This window comes from Microcoleus sp. Z1_B2 (assembly GCF_036700325.1).
Lineage (GTDB): Bacteria > Cyanobacteriota > Cyanobacteriia > Cyanobacteriales > Microcoleaceae > Microcoleus.
Genome location: NZ_JAUBOQ010000015.1, coordinates 107237 through 124287 on the forward strand (window position 1 = coordinate 107237; position 17051 = coordinate 124287).

Below are 17051 nucleotides of genomic sequence, written 5' to 3' on the forward strand. Positions count from 1 at the left end.
ACGGATGTCAGGAAGAGAGAAGATTAAGGCGGCGCGGGTTTATCAATATTCTTTGATTCCTAAACAGATTTCGGGTTTAACCCGCCCATACAAGTTGTATTTTTACGAAACTTTCCCCCTAAAGCCTGCATTTTTGGCGCATTCTGATAACACAAAATATTATTTTAATTTAAGCTTAACAGTATGTTAAATTTTATTAACTATTATTGACAAGTGTTAGTATTTAGTTTCAAACATAATGAATTTGTACCTACGCTTATTGTCGGCTGTCATTCTAGCAATTATCAGTTTAACAGCAAGTATATCAATAGGTTTGGCTGAAACAAAAGAGCGCTACCTTACCCTAGATTCGGACGGTAGTCAATCTTTTGCGAGTTTAGTGCAGCAGGCGGAAGATTTAGCGAAAGAGTCGATCGCCCGCGAGTTTCAAGAAAATCCGGCATTAACAGAAGTTACAGTCATTATTACAGCCGATCGCAGCCGACAAAGAGTTCCAGTTTTGCGATCGAGAGTATCCCGTCGCGACTGGCAACAAGATGCGAGAATCGAACAGTGGACTAGATATTTTGCCGATGCTCAATTGCTGCTGGGATTCAGAAACGGCGGTATTTCGTCCCCAAATTCTGGATTTTCGCAAGTGAGGAATGTACCTGCGCCTAGTCGATCGACCTCCAGAGAAAATGATCCAGGTTTTCGAGATGATTGAAATCGGCCCGCGCAGGGCGGCAAACAGGGCATGGCATCGGGCATTGGTAACAAATAACAAATAACCAACAGCACGACACGGAAATCACGGATACATGGATAGATATTTTTTCCTGAATCTCTCTCTCTATTCCCAATTACCACTTGCCAATGAGAATATTTAACTTTTTGTTAACCTAAATACCTCCCAATTTTAATTAACCTTCAGGTTAACTCCCCTTAATTTAATAGTGATAGAGTTTCATACGGAATCATCTGATTAGGGAAGTTGGGCTGAACAGGAATTTATGTCTAAAATAACTCGCCGACAACTGCTAATTTTCTTCGGCAGCAGTGCAGCTACCACTGTGCTTGCCCCTCAAGTAACTAAAACACTATTCGGCATCAATTCCACCTCGGCCGAAGCTGTAGTTCCGCTATCTTTCACTCCGTTAAGACTTCCCCACCCGCTGCCGATTTATCGAGAATTGTCCAGCTTTATGCCGATGGGCTTAAACGGACAGGGAACCGTGATGGCTGCCTCACAGGATACTAGATTAACGAGTTACAGCATTGTTGACGATGTGGTTGTGCCGCCGGAATACGAACGTTATGTGATTGTCCGCTGGGGCGATCGAGTTTTTCCCAATCCGGCAGACTATTTCGGCTACAACTGCGACTACACCGGCTTTGTAGGCCTTCGCGGCAGCAATGACGACGGTTATCTCTGGGTTAACCACGAGTACGTATCCTTCCCAATGTCGAAAGAGGCACCCGATACCCCGTCAGACTTGGCATCATTTCCAACAACCGAGCGCGCCGTCCTCGGTATAGACTTATCCGTAAAGAATCGCGATACCATCGGCGAATTCCTGTACAATCTCGGTGGTTCGATCGTCCGCATCACCAAACAAGCCAACGGCAGATTTCAGGCGATCGCCGGCGACCCCCTCAACCGCCGTATTCACGGACTTTCCGGCCTCGGAATCAACAGCCAGCGTACCGACAAATACAAAGATGTCACCTCCTGGGGAACCAGACAAGGGGACGACAACTACCTCATCGGCACGGGCCCTGCAGCTACCCAAGTCTTCGCGCAAGTCAACACCGACGGACTCGGCAACCGCATCATCGGTACAGCCTACAACTGTTCCGGCGCCACAAGCCCTTGGGGAACAATCCTCTCCGCCGAAGAAAACTTCCAAGGTAGCGAAGCATTTTTCGTCGGGGTTCAGGAAAACGTCAAACCCAACGGTGGCCAAACCAGCTACGCCAAGGGCACTATCGGTGAGGAATTTGGCTTAGTCGGCGAAAAATACGGCTGGATGGTAGAAGTCGATCCCCTAGATCCAAGTTTCCGCCCCCGGAAGCACTCATGGTTGGGCCGTTTCCGCCACGAAAACGTCGCGATTCGCGCTGAAGCAGGCCGCAAGTTAATAGGCTACATGGGGGACGATCGGCGCGGCGGACACACCTGGAAATTTGTCAGCAACGGTAATGTCACCAATCCCGCAGATAAAAACAACAGCCGATTGTTTGAAGATGGGGTTTTGTACGTTGCCCAATATAACCGCAACGGTACTGGAAGATGGCTGCCACTGACATTAAATACCCCGACAAATCCGGTGCGTCCTTCTAGAGTTGGCGAGGCGGAATTAGCAAGTTTTGGCAAAGCTCAAAGAGATGCCGCTACTCGCTTGCCCAAACGCGCCGGAATTGCTGGTCAAACCGAAGACGGCGGTTCTTTTGTAGTAGATACAACCAATGAAGCAACAGCAATTTCGGGCTACCAAAATAAAACTCTGGCTAATTTCTACAGCAGCCAAGGCGCGGTTTTAGTTGATGCTTTCTTAGCTGCTAATTTGATTGGTGGCACTCCGACGGCGCGGCCGGAAGATTTGGAAGTTAATCCTACTACGAAGGAAGTTTTCATTGCTTATACTGACGGCGCACCGGGAAGCGACGGCTATCCAGATTCTCGCATTTTTAATGTTGCTAAATACGGTAGCGCAGTCAACAGCAATCAGCAGTCGGGAGGACTTTACAAAATAATTGAAGACAGTCCCGACGGTGCGGGTTTGACGTTCCGCTGGCAGCGTTTGGCTCAGGGTGGAGAAGCCGGTGCGGTAGATGGGGCGGGATTTGCTAATGCAGACAATTTGGATTTTGACCCTCAAGGCAATGTTTGGGTCGTCACTGATATGTCTACGAGCACGCACAACGGTTTTGATGTCGGTGCGAGTGGAGAGCCAAAGACGATCGACCACAACAAGACTGGAAATGTGTCAGATTTGACTGGTGTTTTTGGCAACAATTGGCTGTTTTATATTCCCACTTCTGGGCCGAATGCAGGAACAGTAATTCCGTTTGCTTACGGCCCGAACCGATGCGAAATGACGGGGCCGACTTTTGTGGGAGATACGCTGTTGCTTGCGGTGCAGCATCCTGGGGAAGATTGTCCGATCGATGATGGTACTGTACTGAGTCGGCAAATTGAAATGTTGGATTTGAACGGTGCTGTTTTTAATCAGACTCGTAGTGTTTCTCGCGGCAGTTTGTGGCCGAGTAATATTGAGAATGACAGGCGTCGTTCGCCGATGCCGTCGGTGATTGGAATTCGTCGGGTGCGATCGACTCCAACGGGCCAGTTTGTTTAAATAGGACTTACGATGGGGCTCAGAAACCGGGTTTTTTACGAAAAGACGCGTTGCAGTCCGAAGATTTGGTAAAAAACCCGGTTTCTTTTGTCGAGTGCGTAAATCCTGGTTAAGTAAGCTCATTTCAAAAAACTGAACACCCAAAGCCCCGACTTGGCTGAAGAAGTCGGGGCTCTGAAATATTAGCACCACACAAATGGTAAGGTGCGTCGCCACCCGTCAATCTGCAAGTTCCATTTCTCATCTGGTAGCGACGCACCCTACAAATTAGTAACACACAAATACGAGACTAAGAAAATTGTACTTGGCGGTATAAATCGGCGATCGCAATTTCTAGATTCACCGATTCAAGTTGCAAGGAATCGCCCAAACCATACTCGGAGAGAACCCATTGCCCCTGTTGATTGCGCCGAAATATCTCTACTCCTGGCTGTTCAACTTGCACCAATACATACTCTTGCAGTGTTGAAAATTGGCGGTATTTAGCAAATTTTATGCCGCGATCTGCTGCTTCAGTGGAAGGCGATAAAACTTCGATAATTAAGGAAGGAAATTGCACTAATTGCGGATCGTTATCATGCTCATCACAAGTTACCACAACATCAGGATAAAAATATTTTTGCCCTCGTTCCACTTGGACTTTGACATCCGCGATGTAAGGTTCGCAAGGGCGATCGACAAGGGCATCATCTAGGATTCTGAAGAAATTTCCTGAAATTCGATTGTGATTGCGGGTGCCCCCACTCATGGCGACGACTTCGCCATCCCAATACTCGTAGCGTTCCTCTTGGGTGGGTTCCCAAGCCAGGTATTCTTCTGCACTCATCGATGGGCGATCGGGTAAGGCAACCATAATGCGATCGAGAATCAAGTATGTTTCTATAATAGCTTGAAGAAAAAGCGATTAAAAGGGCGGGTTTTTGAGATGGTCAATTATTGGCAGATATTTTTCGTGAACCCGCCCCTATCGTATTAGGGGTAATCGACCCGACATGATATCAGAGGTTTTGATTCCTCTGATTTAGATATTCCTCAAGCCTGCTGGGTCTGACTGATTGTCAGCCCGTCAGGGACTAAATTCCTCATGTAAGTCACTGTAATTGATTAAGTGCGATCGTACCAACTTTGCAGCGCCAAGCGGTGAACTTCCCGCCAGCTAATATTTTTAAGTCTGGCAATTTCCGCGCAATCTTCGTATTCCGGCTGTACATTAACAATCGTTTGTCCAGACTTCGCCACTTTGATCTTGACTTCGCCGTATTCTGTTTGAACAGTCTGGATTTCTCGGTGCAAAATAGTTCTCTGTTGAGTCGATCGCCTAATTCCCAAAGTAGTAGTCTCGCGAAAGATCACAGCTTCGCAAGCATCCTCAAATTCTGGATGACAAATGGCAGTTAACAAAACCCCAAGCCGCGACTTTTTCATCACAATTGGGGCAGTAAAAACATCCAGAGCTCCGGCGGCAAACAAAGCATCAAAAACATAGCCGATCGCCTGCGGACTCAAATCATCAATTTGCGTTTCCAGTACCGTAATAGTTTCTATGGAATTGGTAATTGGTAATTGGGAATCCGTAATTGGGAATTGAGTATTGTTTAAAAACTTCCCTCTTCCTTCTGCCCTCTTTCTGACATCCGTTACATCCGTTACAGAATCCGTTGCCGAACTTCCTTCTGACTTCTCCCCAATCCAGAGGCGCAAAATATTAGGAATTGCCAGGTTTCGAGAACCTGCACCCAAACCGATCGCCTGAACTTGCATCGACGGTGGCGGGCCGAAACCAGCGGCGAGAGTACAGGCGATCGCAGTTCCCGTAGGAGTGCACAATTCGCGATCGATCCCATTGCTATAAACCGGCACTCGGTGCGTTTCCCACAACCGCATCACCGCCGGCGTCGGCACCGCTAATCGGCCGTGGGCCGCCTTCACCGTACCGCCACCAGTCGGCATCGCCGAAAAGTAAAACTCCTCAATATCCAACCAATCCAAACCCAAACAAGTACCCACAATATCAATAATTGCATCCGTCGCCCCCACCTCGTGAAAGTGAACCTCGCTGGCGGGGATACCGTGTACGGCACCTTCTGCCTCTGCTAATTTGCGAAATACGGCCAAACTCCCGGCTTCCACGCGCGGAGGCAATTTTGCAGAGACGATGATTTGCTCAATTTCGGGTAAATTGCGGTGATGACTGTGGCTAATTTCGGCCTCTGCTTCGCCGTGACTGTGAGAATGTTCTTCCCCGTGATGATGGTGGTGGCGGGCGTCAAAAGTCGGGGATTCGGTTTCCGAGGGATCGAGTTCGGTAGCGGGATTTTCTGGTTTTAACGACAAATCCGCAGCTAAATCGACATAAAATTTAGTGGCTTGTTGAGTATTCCGGTGGACTAATTCCGTCCGCAACTGGTACTCTGTCGAAATGCCGAGCAAATTGAGTTTTTCGATTAGGTATTCTAAAGGAACGCCAGCGTGGACAAGAGCTCCGATGCACATATCGCCAGCAATGCCGGTTGGACAGTCAAAATAAGCTATTTTATTCATTGTTAACAATTAATTTTTAGCATTGATTGTTTCACTCGATATTTCGATCGCCCACTTAGCCTGCAATATCTTAACATGGCAACTATTTACGAAGTGCATCCAGTTGCACCCCAAAGAGACCGGATCGAGAAAATTAACAAAGCTCTAAAAGATGGGGCCGTGATGCTTTATCCGACAGATACAGTTTACGCGATCGGCTGCGATCTCAACTCCAAGTCTGCTGTAGAACGAGTCAGGCAGATCAAGCAACTATCCAATGATAAGCCTTTAACGTTCCTGTGTTCCTCTCTATCAAATATCACCGACTATGCTACAGTCAGCGATGAAGCATACAGAATTATCAAGCGGTTAATACCAGGGCCTTATACATTTCTGCTGCCAGCTACCAAGTTAGTGCCACGGTTGGTAATGAGCCCAAAGCGCAAAACCACGGGAATTCGCGTTCCAGACCAGCGGCTTTGTTTTACCATGTTGGAAGCCTTGGGAAATCCAATTATTTCAACATCCGCTCACATTACCACCGATGATGAAGGTGCTGCACCGGTGCCAGCAGAAAAAGCAGAAAGTTTTGGCAAAGCTGAACTTTTTGATTGTTTTTCAAAGTTAGTAGATATCATTGTCGATGACGGTTCCGATCCGGGATATCAAGTTTCTACCATTCTCGATTTGACACAAAGCGAACCGATTGTTGTTCGCCGTGGTTTGGGTTCGGAAGCTGTCGCCGTTTGGGAAAACGATTAAACTTTGAGGATGCTTTCGCTTCTCCAACAGTCCGCCGGGGGTTCAAAACCCCCGTCGAGAGAGCGAAAGTCCTCTCAAAGAGGACTGTTAAATATAGCGGTTATGGTATTGAATTTAATTAAGCTCTGTCCTATATTTTAAAGGATTGACAATTATCATAGGAGCAATCGCTATCAGTAGATATTAGATATTATTTCTATTTGAACTCATCGCAACTTATGTTATTCCTCCCTAATTTCCACAGTCGTCTTAAGACGACTTCAGCTATGAGCCAGGGAATTAATTCCCTGGCGGCCTGTCGGAATCGCCAGCTAACAAACCTGCGGAAAAAACCTAAGCCTCTACCTTAACTCCTTTCCAAAAAGCAATATATCCGGCAATATTTTTAGCAGCATCTTTTGGAGTTGGATAGTACCAAGCAGCATCTTTATTAACTTGTCCGCCGACTTCGACATTGTAGTAACTAGCAACACCTTTCCAACCGCAAGTAGTGTGAGTGCTGCTGTCTTTGAAATACTCACGGTTGATGGCATCGGCGGGGAAATAATAGTTGTTGTCTACAATTTCGCACTTGTCGCTCTCGGCCAAAACGGCACCATTCCAAATTGCTTTCGGCATCAGTTTTTCTGGTTAAATTGAGATTCTCAATTATTGTAACTGTATTTGTGCTCAAAAGGCATAGAATAGTTGAGAAGCCAACAACCAACTACTGCAAATGCCAGCGTCTCATCCGCCAATATCTTCTGTGCCACTGTCCCTGGAACAAGCTCTTAAACATTTTTTTGGCTATGACTCTTTCCGTCCGGGACAGCAGGAAATTGTCGAAGCTGCTTTACAAAAACGGGATATGATGATTGTCATGCCGACGGGCGGTGGCAAGTCTTTGTGTTTTCAATTACCGGCACTGTTGAAACCGGGATTGACAGTGGTTGTTTCGCCGTTAATTGCTCTGATGCAAGACCAGGTGGAGGCTTTGCAGGATAATGGAATTGGGGCGACTTTTCTCAACAGCACTTTGAGCTCTCAGGAAACCCGATCGCGCGAAACAGCAATTCTCGAAGGTAAGATTAAATTGCTCTACGTTGCACCCGAACGCTTGCTCGGTGAGAGATTTTTACCGTTTTTAGATATAGTAGCAAATAAGTTAGGAATTTCGGCATTTGCGATCGACGAAGCCCACTGCGTTTCGGAATGGGGGCACGACTTTCGACCAGAATACAGGCAAATGCAGCGAGTGCGCGATCGATATCCCGACATTCCCATTATGGGACTAACCGCCACCGCCACCGAGCGCGTCCGCCAAGACATCATCCAGCAGCTAACTCTGCGAAATCCCTACATCCACGTCGCCAGCTTCAACCGCCCCAATTTATACTACGAAGTTCGCCCCAAAACCAAACACAGTTTTGCCGAAGTTTTGCAAATCATCCAAAAAAAAGGCGGTTCGGGAATTATCTATTGCCTCAGCCGCAAAAAAGTTGACGAAGTTGCCTATAAATTGCAACAAAGTGGCATCCAAGCCTTACCATACCACGCCGGCATGAACGATGTCGATCGCGCCACCAATCAAACCCGCTTCATTCGCGACGACGTGCAAGTAATGGTAGCCACAATAGCCTTCGGTATGGGCATCAACAAACCAGACGTGAGGTTTGTAATTCACTACGACTTACCCAAGAATCTCGAAGGATACTATCAAGAATCCGGCCGCGCAGGCCGAGACAACGAACCCGCCCATTGCAGCTTATTTTTCGGCTACGGCGATGTCAAAATGATCGACTACATCATCGAGCAAAAACCTGACCCGCAAGAACAACGAATTGCCCGCCAACAGTTGCGTCGAGTAATCAACTATGCAGAATCCACCGAGTGCCGTCGCACAATCCAGTTAAGTTATTTTGGCGATTCATTCCCCGGAAACTGCGGTACTTGCGATAACTGTTGCAACCAAAAACCCGTAGAAGATTGGACGATTGAGGCAATGAAATTTCTTTCTTGCGTCGCCAGATGCCAAGAAAAATTCGGCATGAATCACATTATTGACGTGCTGCGCGGTTCCAAAAATCAAAAAGTATTGCAATACCAGCACCACAAACTTTCTACTTACGGAATTGGCAAAGATAGAAGTGCAGACGATTGGAAAAAATTGAGTCGTTCCCTGTTAAATCAAGGTTTTTTAGAGGAAAGAACAGACGGATTTCCCATTTTGAAACTGAATGAAAAAAGTTGGGAAATTATGAAACGTCAGCGCACAGTTGAAATCGCCATTGAACCCCAACGGGAAGTACAGGCGAAAGTTCGGTCTTTGGCAGTAGAAGTAGAAGCTTTATTTAGCATACTGCGGACACTACGCAAACAAATTGCCGACGAACAATTTGTGCCACCTTACGTAGTTTTTGCCGATAAAAGCTTGCGAGATATGGCAGAAAAACGCCCGCAAAATCTCAGAGAATTCGAGGAAGTTTACGGCGTTGGTAGCAACAAGCGAGATAAGTACGGTAAGGTTTTCTTGGAGGCGATTCGCACTTTTTGCCAAGAACAAGGATTGCCAAGTGGTGCTGCATCTTCTGATGTCGCTAATCTTCCAAATCTTTCCAACGTTGCGTCTTATTCGCAGATGCAAACTTGGGAATTATACCGACAAGGTTTGACAGTTCAAGGAATAGCTAATGCGCGGGGTATGAGTCCTAATACTATTTCTGGGCATCTGATAGAATTGATGGAAATGGGCCGGGAAGTTGATATAAATTTGTTGGTTGAATCGGAACGCCAGCAGGCGATAGTGTACGCTATTGAAGTTATGGGGGATGAAAAACTGAGAGCAATTTATGATTTTCTGGAAGAACGTTATACGTTTGAGGAAATTAAGTTTGTGCGGGCTTGGTGGCGGCAAAATTATGTCGGTTTTTAACCGCAGATGTAGGCAGATGTACGCTGATGGACGCAGATAATTAATAGAGAGGAGGGAAAAATGAGAATGCAAAAAGTAGCTTTTGGGATAATATATTAGAGTGGCGTTTTTAACAGATATATTTTTTTCATTTGGCTTTGCTAGCTGGCGTATAGGGGGTGGGCAAAACTTAAATTTAACAAGTGATTTTAAGAGGGCTATAAGTCAGTAAGCTTGGGTTAGCTAAGTGTGTCATTGTTCGCTATGATTCGCGCAGTTGCGAGGGTACGAAGCAATCCAGAAGCTATCGCCGAGACTTTCTTTTGTTCTCAATTTTCGTGAGCTGCTAGGGCGATAAAATACCTTTTTAACTGAACCTTATTGAGCTATAAGTACCTCGTAAAACCAGTTTTTATCTAAGTAGTAGAGTGCGTGAGAGGGAGGAATATTTAAATGCACAAGCATGAGACTGTTTACACTCACGCACAGCCCCAAGGATTGAATAATATTGATGCAGCCGGAAACGATATTAAGTCTCTCTCTTCACCCAGAAGTACCCTAAGTTTTAGCATTGTACTTTGTTTTGGCAAAATTATATATAGGGGTTTTTGACGGCGAGAAATTAAGTTTCTACACTTTAGAAGTGTACAATAAATGGTTGACTTCGTTAGCCAGCCATTCGTTAAACAGATTGTGCAAAATTTCTTGATACCGTTCAGGGGTTAATTCCGCTGGGAGAAACTTTTCAACCAGAAACAAGTGATATCCTAGTTCTGTTTCAATTGGACGAATTACTTCTCCGGGTTGAGCGCTAAATACGGCGACGGCTATGTCTGGTTTTAAACCCCACCGATAAACCTTGCCTTCGCAACCGCATATATGCCGACGATTTTCGTCAATATCGTAAAGGTGAGCAGCATCGAAAAAGCTGATTTCTCCTTCTTGAATTTGATAAAATAGTTCCTGAGCAAGCTGGGGGTTGGCAACAATTATTTGATAAAGAATTATTTGGTCGAATTGCAATTTGTTTTGAACAAAAATCTTTTCTACTTCTTTGCTGAATAAGTGTTCGGCTAGTTTTTGGCTGAGAAGCCGATCGCGAATCCCGGCCTCTAAATCTTCTACAGAAATCATCTGATCGACCAGCCAAGCAATCGTGTCCGCCGCTTTCTCCAAACGCTTCTCGCGGCGGAGTTGGTCGCCCACAGCTTGAATTTCGTCTGGAGTCACAGTTAACTCCCGTTCCTTGGCTGCTTTCTCAATAACTTTTTTATGCAAAACCTTTTGACTAAATGTTTTTAATTGCATCTCTTGTTTGAGTAGTTCGATGATTTCACTTGCTTCAATCATTGGCCCGTAAAAGTCTTTCATCTTTCTCTCTCAACCTATATGAATTTATTAACTTCATCCCCCGAAGATTCCTGCGGGGTAGTTGGGGTTAACGGTTAAGGGTTAGCTACAAGATGTCATTTGGCAAACTAATAAAATCAGCATTGCTCAAAGTTGTTGCACCCGCTGCGTTAACTGTTCCCAAAACAACAGCTAAAATTCGATCGCCATTATTTGAACTAAACTTAAGCAGAGTGGCGTCTGTCGTACCGTCACCGTCAGTATCAAACGCGACGAGTGTCAAGTCTGTTACCGAAAGTCCCCCTGTCAGCCCAATTCGATCGCCTTGAGCGAAATTGAAATCAACGACTCGATCGGCTAACAATGGATTAGCTGCTGCACTCGCTGTTTCGGATCTAAAGGCAAAGGTATCAGCGCCGCTACCTCCAATCAATGTATCGGTGCCGAAGTCGCCGCAAAGAAAATCGTCGCCGTTGTCACCAATCAGCAAATCTTGACCTTTTCCTCCCCGCAAAGTGTCGTTGCCATCGCCTCCATGAATCGCATCATCACCTTTGTTACCTGTGACAATATCGTCGCCGCTTCCTGCAAAAATTCGATCGCTCCCGCTATCGCCAGTAATCACATCGCTCTCGTTGGTGCCGAGCCAATATCCGTCGCCATTGCTGTCATAGCTGATAGTTAATGCGTCAGGATAGTTTTCTGGGGCGATCATTTCTGGAGGCGGCGTTGTCTCAGCATTGCTGTTGGCATTGTTACCGGGAAGTGCGATCGAATTATTGCTGTTACTGTTATCTGTCGGATTAGAAGCGATCGCGCTACTGCCACCACCACCCGTACCCGCATCCTGATTATTTGAGGGTGTTGGCGGTGTTGGCGCTGGTGTTGGCGCTGGTGTTGGTGTTGGCGCTGGTGTTGCGATGTTAGTTGTTGGTGGAGCGCCTGTAGCAGCGGTTGCTTCTGCACTCCCAGAAGTAGCTCCCGGAGTATAGGCTGTCTGAGTGCTAGTGCTACTGCCTGCGGGGGAAGTTACTGTCGCGCTGCTGTTGTTAGTAACGCCTTGATTATTGGCGATCGAGCTCGTTTCGCTCGAACTGCTACTCTCTGAGGGCGCAGGTGTTGGTGCTGGTTCAGGTGCAGGTGCTGTGGCGCTAGTAGTTGGCGGAGTATCTAAACCGCTGCTAGCTGAGGCGCTCGCACTGCTAGAAGTGTCGCCGGGAGTCGATGCTGTCTGAGTGCTGCTGCTGCTGCTGCTGTTCCCTGTCGGAGAAGTCGCTGTCGCGCTGCTGCTGGCACCGCTGCTGTCTCCTAACGGTGCAGGTGCTGGTGCAGGTGCAGGTGCTGGTGCAGGTGCAGGTGCAGGTGCAGGTGCAGGTGTTGGTGCTGGTGCTGGTGCTGGTGTTGGTGTTGGTGTTGGTGTTGCTGCCGGGGCTGAAGTTGTGGCACTTGTCGTCGGAGAAGCCCCCGCCGAGGCTGTAGCTGTAGCGCTACCGCTGCTGGAGGTGGCTCCCGGAGTATAGACTGTTTGGCTGCTGTTGCTAGATTCTCCCGTTGGAGAAGTACCTGTCGCACTACTTGTACTCCCTGCACCGCTGTCCGAAGTGGATGAAGTGGATTTGGCAGAACTGCTGCTGCCTCCTGAAACCTCGCTGGGAGTAGAAATGTTAGCTGTTGGGGCTGGTTCTGAAGATGCTGAATAGTTAGTAAGTTCACTATTACTTGCACCAGTTCCACCCGCTAACAAGCTAGAGCCACTTGGACTGCTGCTACCGACCGTTAGGGTAGGAGGAGCAGATGCGTCTAATTGAGGCATCGCTGTTAATCTCCTTAAAATTTGTTTTAAGCTGGATAAATCAACTGAAGATTGCTCTGGGTCAAAGCAATGGAGCTATACATTTTTATTTTGATTTCATTACCCTATCGAGATAATAAAAATTATTTAATTTCTATTATTCACGGAATCTAGTTTCGGAACTTGGGAAATGACGGGGGAGTGTAGGCGATCGCAAATACCTGACCGTAACCAACCGCTAGAGAACCACCGTAAGGCGAAGATACTGCCCAAGACTGAGAATTAGCAGCAGTTGAGGTGAATGCACCGATCGCGGAGGTAAAAACACTGATATCGACTGAAGCAAAACCGCCAACAATATTGCCTTCGTCAGAAAATTTATCCAAATATGTCAAATCCTCAATTCTCATTGATTTTTACCTTTATCTGATTATTATTCTTGGATACGCCTGTATTTTTGACTTGAGAAATGTGTAATTTTATCGTTCCGCTGCCAGTAGTGCGGACTTAATTATACTAGCAGCGGGCGACTGAATTCCTAATCGGAAACCGATACAGAAAATGCACCGGATGAACTCGAAAAAGGAGTCGTAAATGTGCTGGTAGCAGCCTTGGTAAATGAGCCATAACCGATCGCACCGGCACCAGCGTCGGCTACAGCTACGTTACCAATTGCTAGACCAGCAGTCAGTGAAATGAAAGAAACGTTGCCGACAATCAAATCAAATTCTGTGAAACCGCCTTCGATTCTGGTTGCTTCGGACACAACTTCTACATGGTTCAGATCAGAGATAATCATGGTTTTTTGCCTTTACTATTGCAGGTTTGTTTGACTAAAAAACTGTGTAATTCTATCGTTTTGCTGCCAGCAGTTCGGACTTATTCAACTAGCAACTGGCGACAAATTTTTAATCGGAAACCGATACGGAAAATGCACCGGATGAACTCGAAAAAGGAGTCGTAAATGTGCTGGTAGCAGCCTTGGTAAATGAGCCATAACCGATCGCATCGGCACCAGCGTCGGCTACCGCTACGTTACCAATTGCTACGCCAGCAGTGAATGAACCGAATGAAACTAGGCCGACAATCAAATCAAATTCAGTGAAACCGCCTTCGATTCTGGTTGCTTCGGAAACAACTTCGACATGGTTCAGGTCAGAGATAATCATGGTTTTTTCCCTTGTTGGTTAAGTGCTTGCTCGAAGCAATCTTGTTTGCTTTCGATGTACCTAATATATCTGGACTAATTAGAGCTGTGTTGCCAATTTGGCAGATTTGTGAAAATTAAAATGTAAATTCAAATTCATGAATATTTGTAAATTATTCGTCCAAAAGCTACAAAAAATCGAGGTATTTTGAAATACAAAAATCAGCCTCGTTTTAGAGTTTATTAACGAGACTGGAAGATTGTAGTATTTAGCTCAATTGATAACTTGTATAGATAAAGACTGCCCAGGCTAAACCGCAGGAATTACAGGTCAACCGATTTGAGATTTGAGATTTGAGATTTGAGATTGAGTCAACGTAAAAGGTTATTATCTTAGATACCCGACTTCTTAAAGAAGTCGGGTAAGCTGTGGAGCATTTAAACCAGTAACGAGGCTAGTAGGGTGCGTCAGGAGTGAACCCTTACGCTGAAACGGAAAACCTTAGATGCTGACGCACCTTACGCAAGTCCTTTAAATGCCGAACAGCTTATCTGGGTATTCCCTTTTTTTAGGTTGACCTACTTAACAAAGTATTAGGTACGATCGCCACACGAGGTTGCCATTTTGGCAGATTTATCGGAAGTGCGGATGTTCGACACTCAAAAACCCGATCGCCCGCGGTGAGTCAACCAAAGAATTGGTACACCCAACGCCCGCAATCGGGTTGTCGATCTCTCGACTAAATTACTTACCCGCCAAATTAAACAAGCGCGTCTTAAATCCCGCAAAAAATCCTTGACTTGGAATTGGCAAACACTCAACCTTCGGCATCGAGAGATATTGCCCTTCCTTGACTTCAAGTCCAAAACCTGCGGTATCTGAGTGCAACTCGGTAAAAGCCTCTGTTACATAACCCCCTCGAACTCCGGCTCGTTTTTCCCTCACCACTTCCACATAATCTAAATCAGCAATTTTACCCAATGCAGGCTTAGCTTCCGATTTACTCGACTTGCCGATTTGACTGTTTTCCTTAAGCAAGCGGTTGGAAGTACGGTAAGGGATATAGTCGAGGGGGTTGTAACCCGTGCACCGCAAAAGTAAAAAACAAGCCCAAGAATACTTTCCTGCCAGGATGGCTGAAATTATCTCATCCAATTGTTCTGGTTTGATTCCAACTTGGGAATGATTGGCAGAATGGTGAAATTGGGAATTCATTATTTTATCCTGTTTTGTGTATAAAGAGTGACAAAGGACAACAACCACTTAACTAAGTTCTACAAACTCATGCCGCCCTTTTGTAGCTGCTTGAGAGGATCAAGCAAAATGTCGGCTATGCTGCGCTGGCGAATGACAATTTCCGCAGAAGCTGTTTGGCCAGCTTTGAGTTTCCAGGTTTGGTTTTTGGCTTTCACTGAGTCTCGATCCATACTCACTTCCACCCGGTAAAAAACACCCAATCGCTCGTCTGTTTTGGCATCCGGCGAAATAGATAAAACTTTTCCCGGAATCACGCCGTAATTTTGATAAGGAAAAGCATCGAATTTGACTTGCACCGGCATTCCGGTTTTGACAAATCCCGCTTCTCGGTTCGGCAAACTCACTTCCAGCACCAGAGGAGCGTGATTCGGAGTCATTTCTGCAATAGTTTGACCCGGTTGAACTACTTCGCCTTTGTTGTGAACGTTGAGTGCGGAAATGACTCCGCTGACGGGTGCGTAGAGAAATCTTTGTTTGAGCTGATTTTTTGCTTGATCGAGCAGGGTTTGGGTTTCGGCAATTTTGGATTTGACTTGATTTAATTGCATTTCCAACTGCTGAATTTTTTGCTCTTTTTCTAACTGCATTTGGCGCGCTGCGGCTTGTTTGCTGGCGGCTTCGGCTTGCAGTCGATCGACTTCTGCCAGTTGTTGAGTTAATTCACCTTGGGTTCTAGAAATGGCGCTAGTTCGATCGCGCAAATTTTGCTCGACTTCAAACAACCTTTCCTTAACCCCTGTTGCATCAGACAGTTGACTCCTGATGGCAGCACTTTGCCTGTCGCGCACGGTTTGCTCGACTTCAAAGGCGCGATCGTCAGCCTGAGTTGTCTCTCCCAACTGGCTTCTAATCACCGCATTTTCACTTTCTCGCAGAGCTTCCTCAGCTTGAAACAATACGTCTTTTGACAGTGCTCCTTCATCTACCAAAGGTTTGAGACGCGCGATCCGCTCTTTGTGAGCCGCTACTTTTGCTTGCAATTGCGCGAGCAATTCTTGAGTCTTGCGTTGCAATGGTTTCACCTGATCGCGCCGCCCTTGCTGGGAGTTAATATCTGTATTCAGTTGCGAGAGCAAGTCTTGCACATCCTTTTCCAGAGGTTTGAGCTGTTGTTGCCGCGCTTGCTGAGAAACTACATCTGCTTGCAATTGCTCGATTTGAGACTGCGTGGTGGCCGCTGAAGCGCGAGCACGGGCGATCGCAGCTTCAGCCCCCCGCTTGTCCGCAGCCGCAATAGCTTGGCTCGCTTCAACTTCCAGTTTAGTTCTCTCGATCGAACTCATCTCTTGCATCAATTGAATCCGATAAGCGTCGAGAATTTTCTCAAGACGCTCCACCTCGCTCTGGGCATTCGACGGGTCTAATTCCGCTAATAATTGTCCAGCTTTGATTTTTTGACCTTCTTTGATAGCGAGGTTAATAATTTTTCCCGTCTCCGTCGGGTGAATTTTGTAAACAGCGCCTTTGGGAACTAATTTGCCCTGAGCATGGCCAACCTCGTCAATTTTTCCCAAAGTTGCCCACGCTCCAAAAGCTACGGAAAAAACCATTCCTCCTAATATCAACCGCTGCGGAAAAGATACTGGTGGCTGGTCGAGTACCGAGTGCAAAGAAGTAGACCAATTATTCGCATCAGGCTGCCGTAACTTGGCAATATTGATACCGTCATGAGTTTGAGAGGAGCGCTTTTGAGATTCGACTACTTCTAAAGAGCGGTCTTTTTTTCTGGGTTCGTTTTCTTGCCTAGAAGCTACGCCCCCATAGACTTCACCTATTTCGTTAGGAGCGTGGTCTAATTCTTTGACATCTTCTGAAAACATTGCATTTCCTCCAAATTAGTCTGTTGACTGTTGGCTCTTGACTGTTGGCTCTTGGCAGTTGGCAGTTGACAGTTGGAAGTTGACAGTTCGCTGTTGGCTGCTGGTAGTTGGCTGTTGGCATTAGCTAATAACAACAAACCACTAACAACTGACAACTGACTAATGACTAAT

Annotated in this window: 15 protein-coding genes; 4 read left to right on the plus strand and 11 right to left on the minus strand. The window is 46.3% G+C overall.

Annotation, left to right across the window (positions count from 1 at the left end; all coding sequences use genetic code 11):
* Positions 1-238: 238 nt before the first annotated feature.
* Complete coding sequence (locus QT984_RS11320) at positions 239-706, plus strand: hypothetical protein (RefSeq protein WP_333054992.1); 468 nt, start codon at positions 239-241, stop codon at positions 704-706.
* 286 nt (positions 707-992) lie between these two features.
* On the plus strand, positions 993-3341 hold the full coding sequence (locus tag QT984_RS11325) for a PhoX family phosphatase (RefSeq protein WP_333054991.1): 2349 nt from the start codon (positions 993-995) through the stop codon (positions 3339-3341).
* Between the two features lie 289 nt (positions 3342-3630).
* Here QT984_RS11325 and QT984_RS11330 read toward each other — a convergent pair whose 3' ends face one another.
* Both QT984_RS11330 and larC read right to left on the minus strand, forming a co-directional pair.
* On the minus strand, positions 3631-4212 hold the full coding sequence (locus tag QT984_RS11330; protein ID WP_333374015.1) for a Uma2 family endonuclease: 582 nt from the start codon (positions 4210-4212) through the stop codon (positions 3631-3633).
* A gap of 233 nt (positions 4213-4445) precedes the next feature.
* A complete protein-coding gene (gene larC / locus QT984_RS11335; RefSeq protein WP_333374018.1) occupies positions 4446-5882 on the minus strand; it encodes a nickel pincer cofactor biosynthesis protein LarC in 1437 nt (478 codons plus the stop codon).
* A 75-nt stretch (positions 5883-5957) separates the two neighbouring features.
* On the opposite strand from larC, the gene QT984_RS11340 reads away from it, so the two are divergent.
* Positions 5958-6623, plus strand: coding sequence for an L-threonylcarbamoyladenylate synthase (locus tag QT984_RS11340; RefSeq protein ID WP_333054988.1), 666 nt, complete (start codon positions 5958-5960; stop codon positions 6621-6623).
* Positions 6624-6956: 333 nt separating this feature from the next.
* Here the strand turns inward: QT984_RS11340 and QT984_RS11345 are convergent, their stop codons facing one another.
* Complete coding sequence (locus QT984_RS11345) at positions 6957-7241, minus strand: DUF427 domain-containing protein (RefSeq protein WP_333037862.1); 285 nt, start codon at positions 7239-7241, stop codon at positions 6957-6959.
* 97 nt (positions 7242-7338) lie between these two features.
* Between QT984_RS11345 and recQ the strand changes: the two genes are divergently transcribed.
* A complete protein-coding gene (gene recQ, locus QT984_RS11350; RefSeq protein WP_333054987.1) occupies positions 7339-9534 on the plus strand; it encodes a DNA helicase RecQ in 2196 nt (731 codons plus the stop codon).
* 609 nt (positions 9535-10143) lie between these two features.
* Here the strand turns inward: recQ and QT984_RS11355 are convergent.
* The 8 genes from QT984_RS11355 to QT984_RS11390 all read right to left on the minus strand — a co-directional run bounded on the left by QT984_RS11355 (position 10144) and on the right by QT984_RS11390 (position 17035).
* Positions 10144-10884 (minus strand): peptidylprolyl isomerase, encoded by a 741-nt coding sequence (locus QT984_RS11355; RefSeq protein ID WP_333208756.1) that lies wholly within the window; start codon positions 10882-10884, stop codon positions 10144-10146.
* Between the two features lie 85 nt (positions 10885-10969).
* Entirely contained in the window at positions 10970-12676 is a 1707-nt protein-coding gene (locus QT984_RS11360) for a hypothetical protein (RefSeq protein WP_333374020.1), read from the minus strand.
* A 149-nt stretch (positions 12677-12825) separates the two neighbouring features.
* Positions 12826-13065 (minus strand): hypothetical protein, encoded by a 240-nt coding sequence (locus tag QT984_RS11365; protein ID WP_333054979.1) that lies wholly within the window; start codon positions 13063-13065, stop codon positions 12826-12828.
* 128 nt (positions 13066-13193) lie between these two features.
* On the minus strand, positions 13194-13454 hold the full coding sequence (locus tag QT984_RS11370; protein ID WP_333054978.1) for a hypothetical protein: 261 nt from the start codon (positions 13452-13454) through the stop codon (positions 13194-13196).
* A gap of 109 nt (positions 13455-13563) precedes the next feature.
* The gene (locus QT984_RS11375; protein ID WP_333054977.1) at positions 13564-13824 is read right to left on the minus strand and encodes a hypothetical protein; all 261 of its coding nucleotides are present in this window, start codon (positions 13822-13824) and stop codon (positions 13564-13566) included.
* A 723-nt stretch (positions 13825-14547) separates the two neighbouring features.
* Complete coding sequence (locus tag QT984_RS11380; protein WP_333054976.1) at positions 14548-15018, minus strand: HetP family heterocyst commitment protein; 471 nt, start codon at positions 15016-15018, stop codon at positions 14548-14550.
* A gap of 59 nt (positions 15019-15077) precedes the next feature.
* A complete protein-coding gene (locus QT984_RS11385) occupies positions 15078-16880 on the minus strand; it encodes an HlyD family efflux transporter periplasmic adaptor subunit (RefSeq protein ID WP_333374022.1) in 1803 nt (600 codons plus the stop codon).
* Positions 16853-17035, minus strand: coding sequence for a hypothetical protein (locus QT984_RS11390; protein ID WP_333374024.1), 183 nt, complete (start codon positions 17033-17035; stop codon positions 16853-16855). The genes QT984_RS11385 and QT984_RS11390 overlap by 28 nt, the downstream gene beginning before the upstream one ends.
* Positions 17036-17051 lie beyond the last annotated feature (16 nt).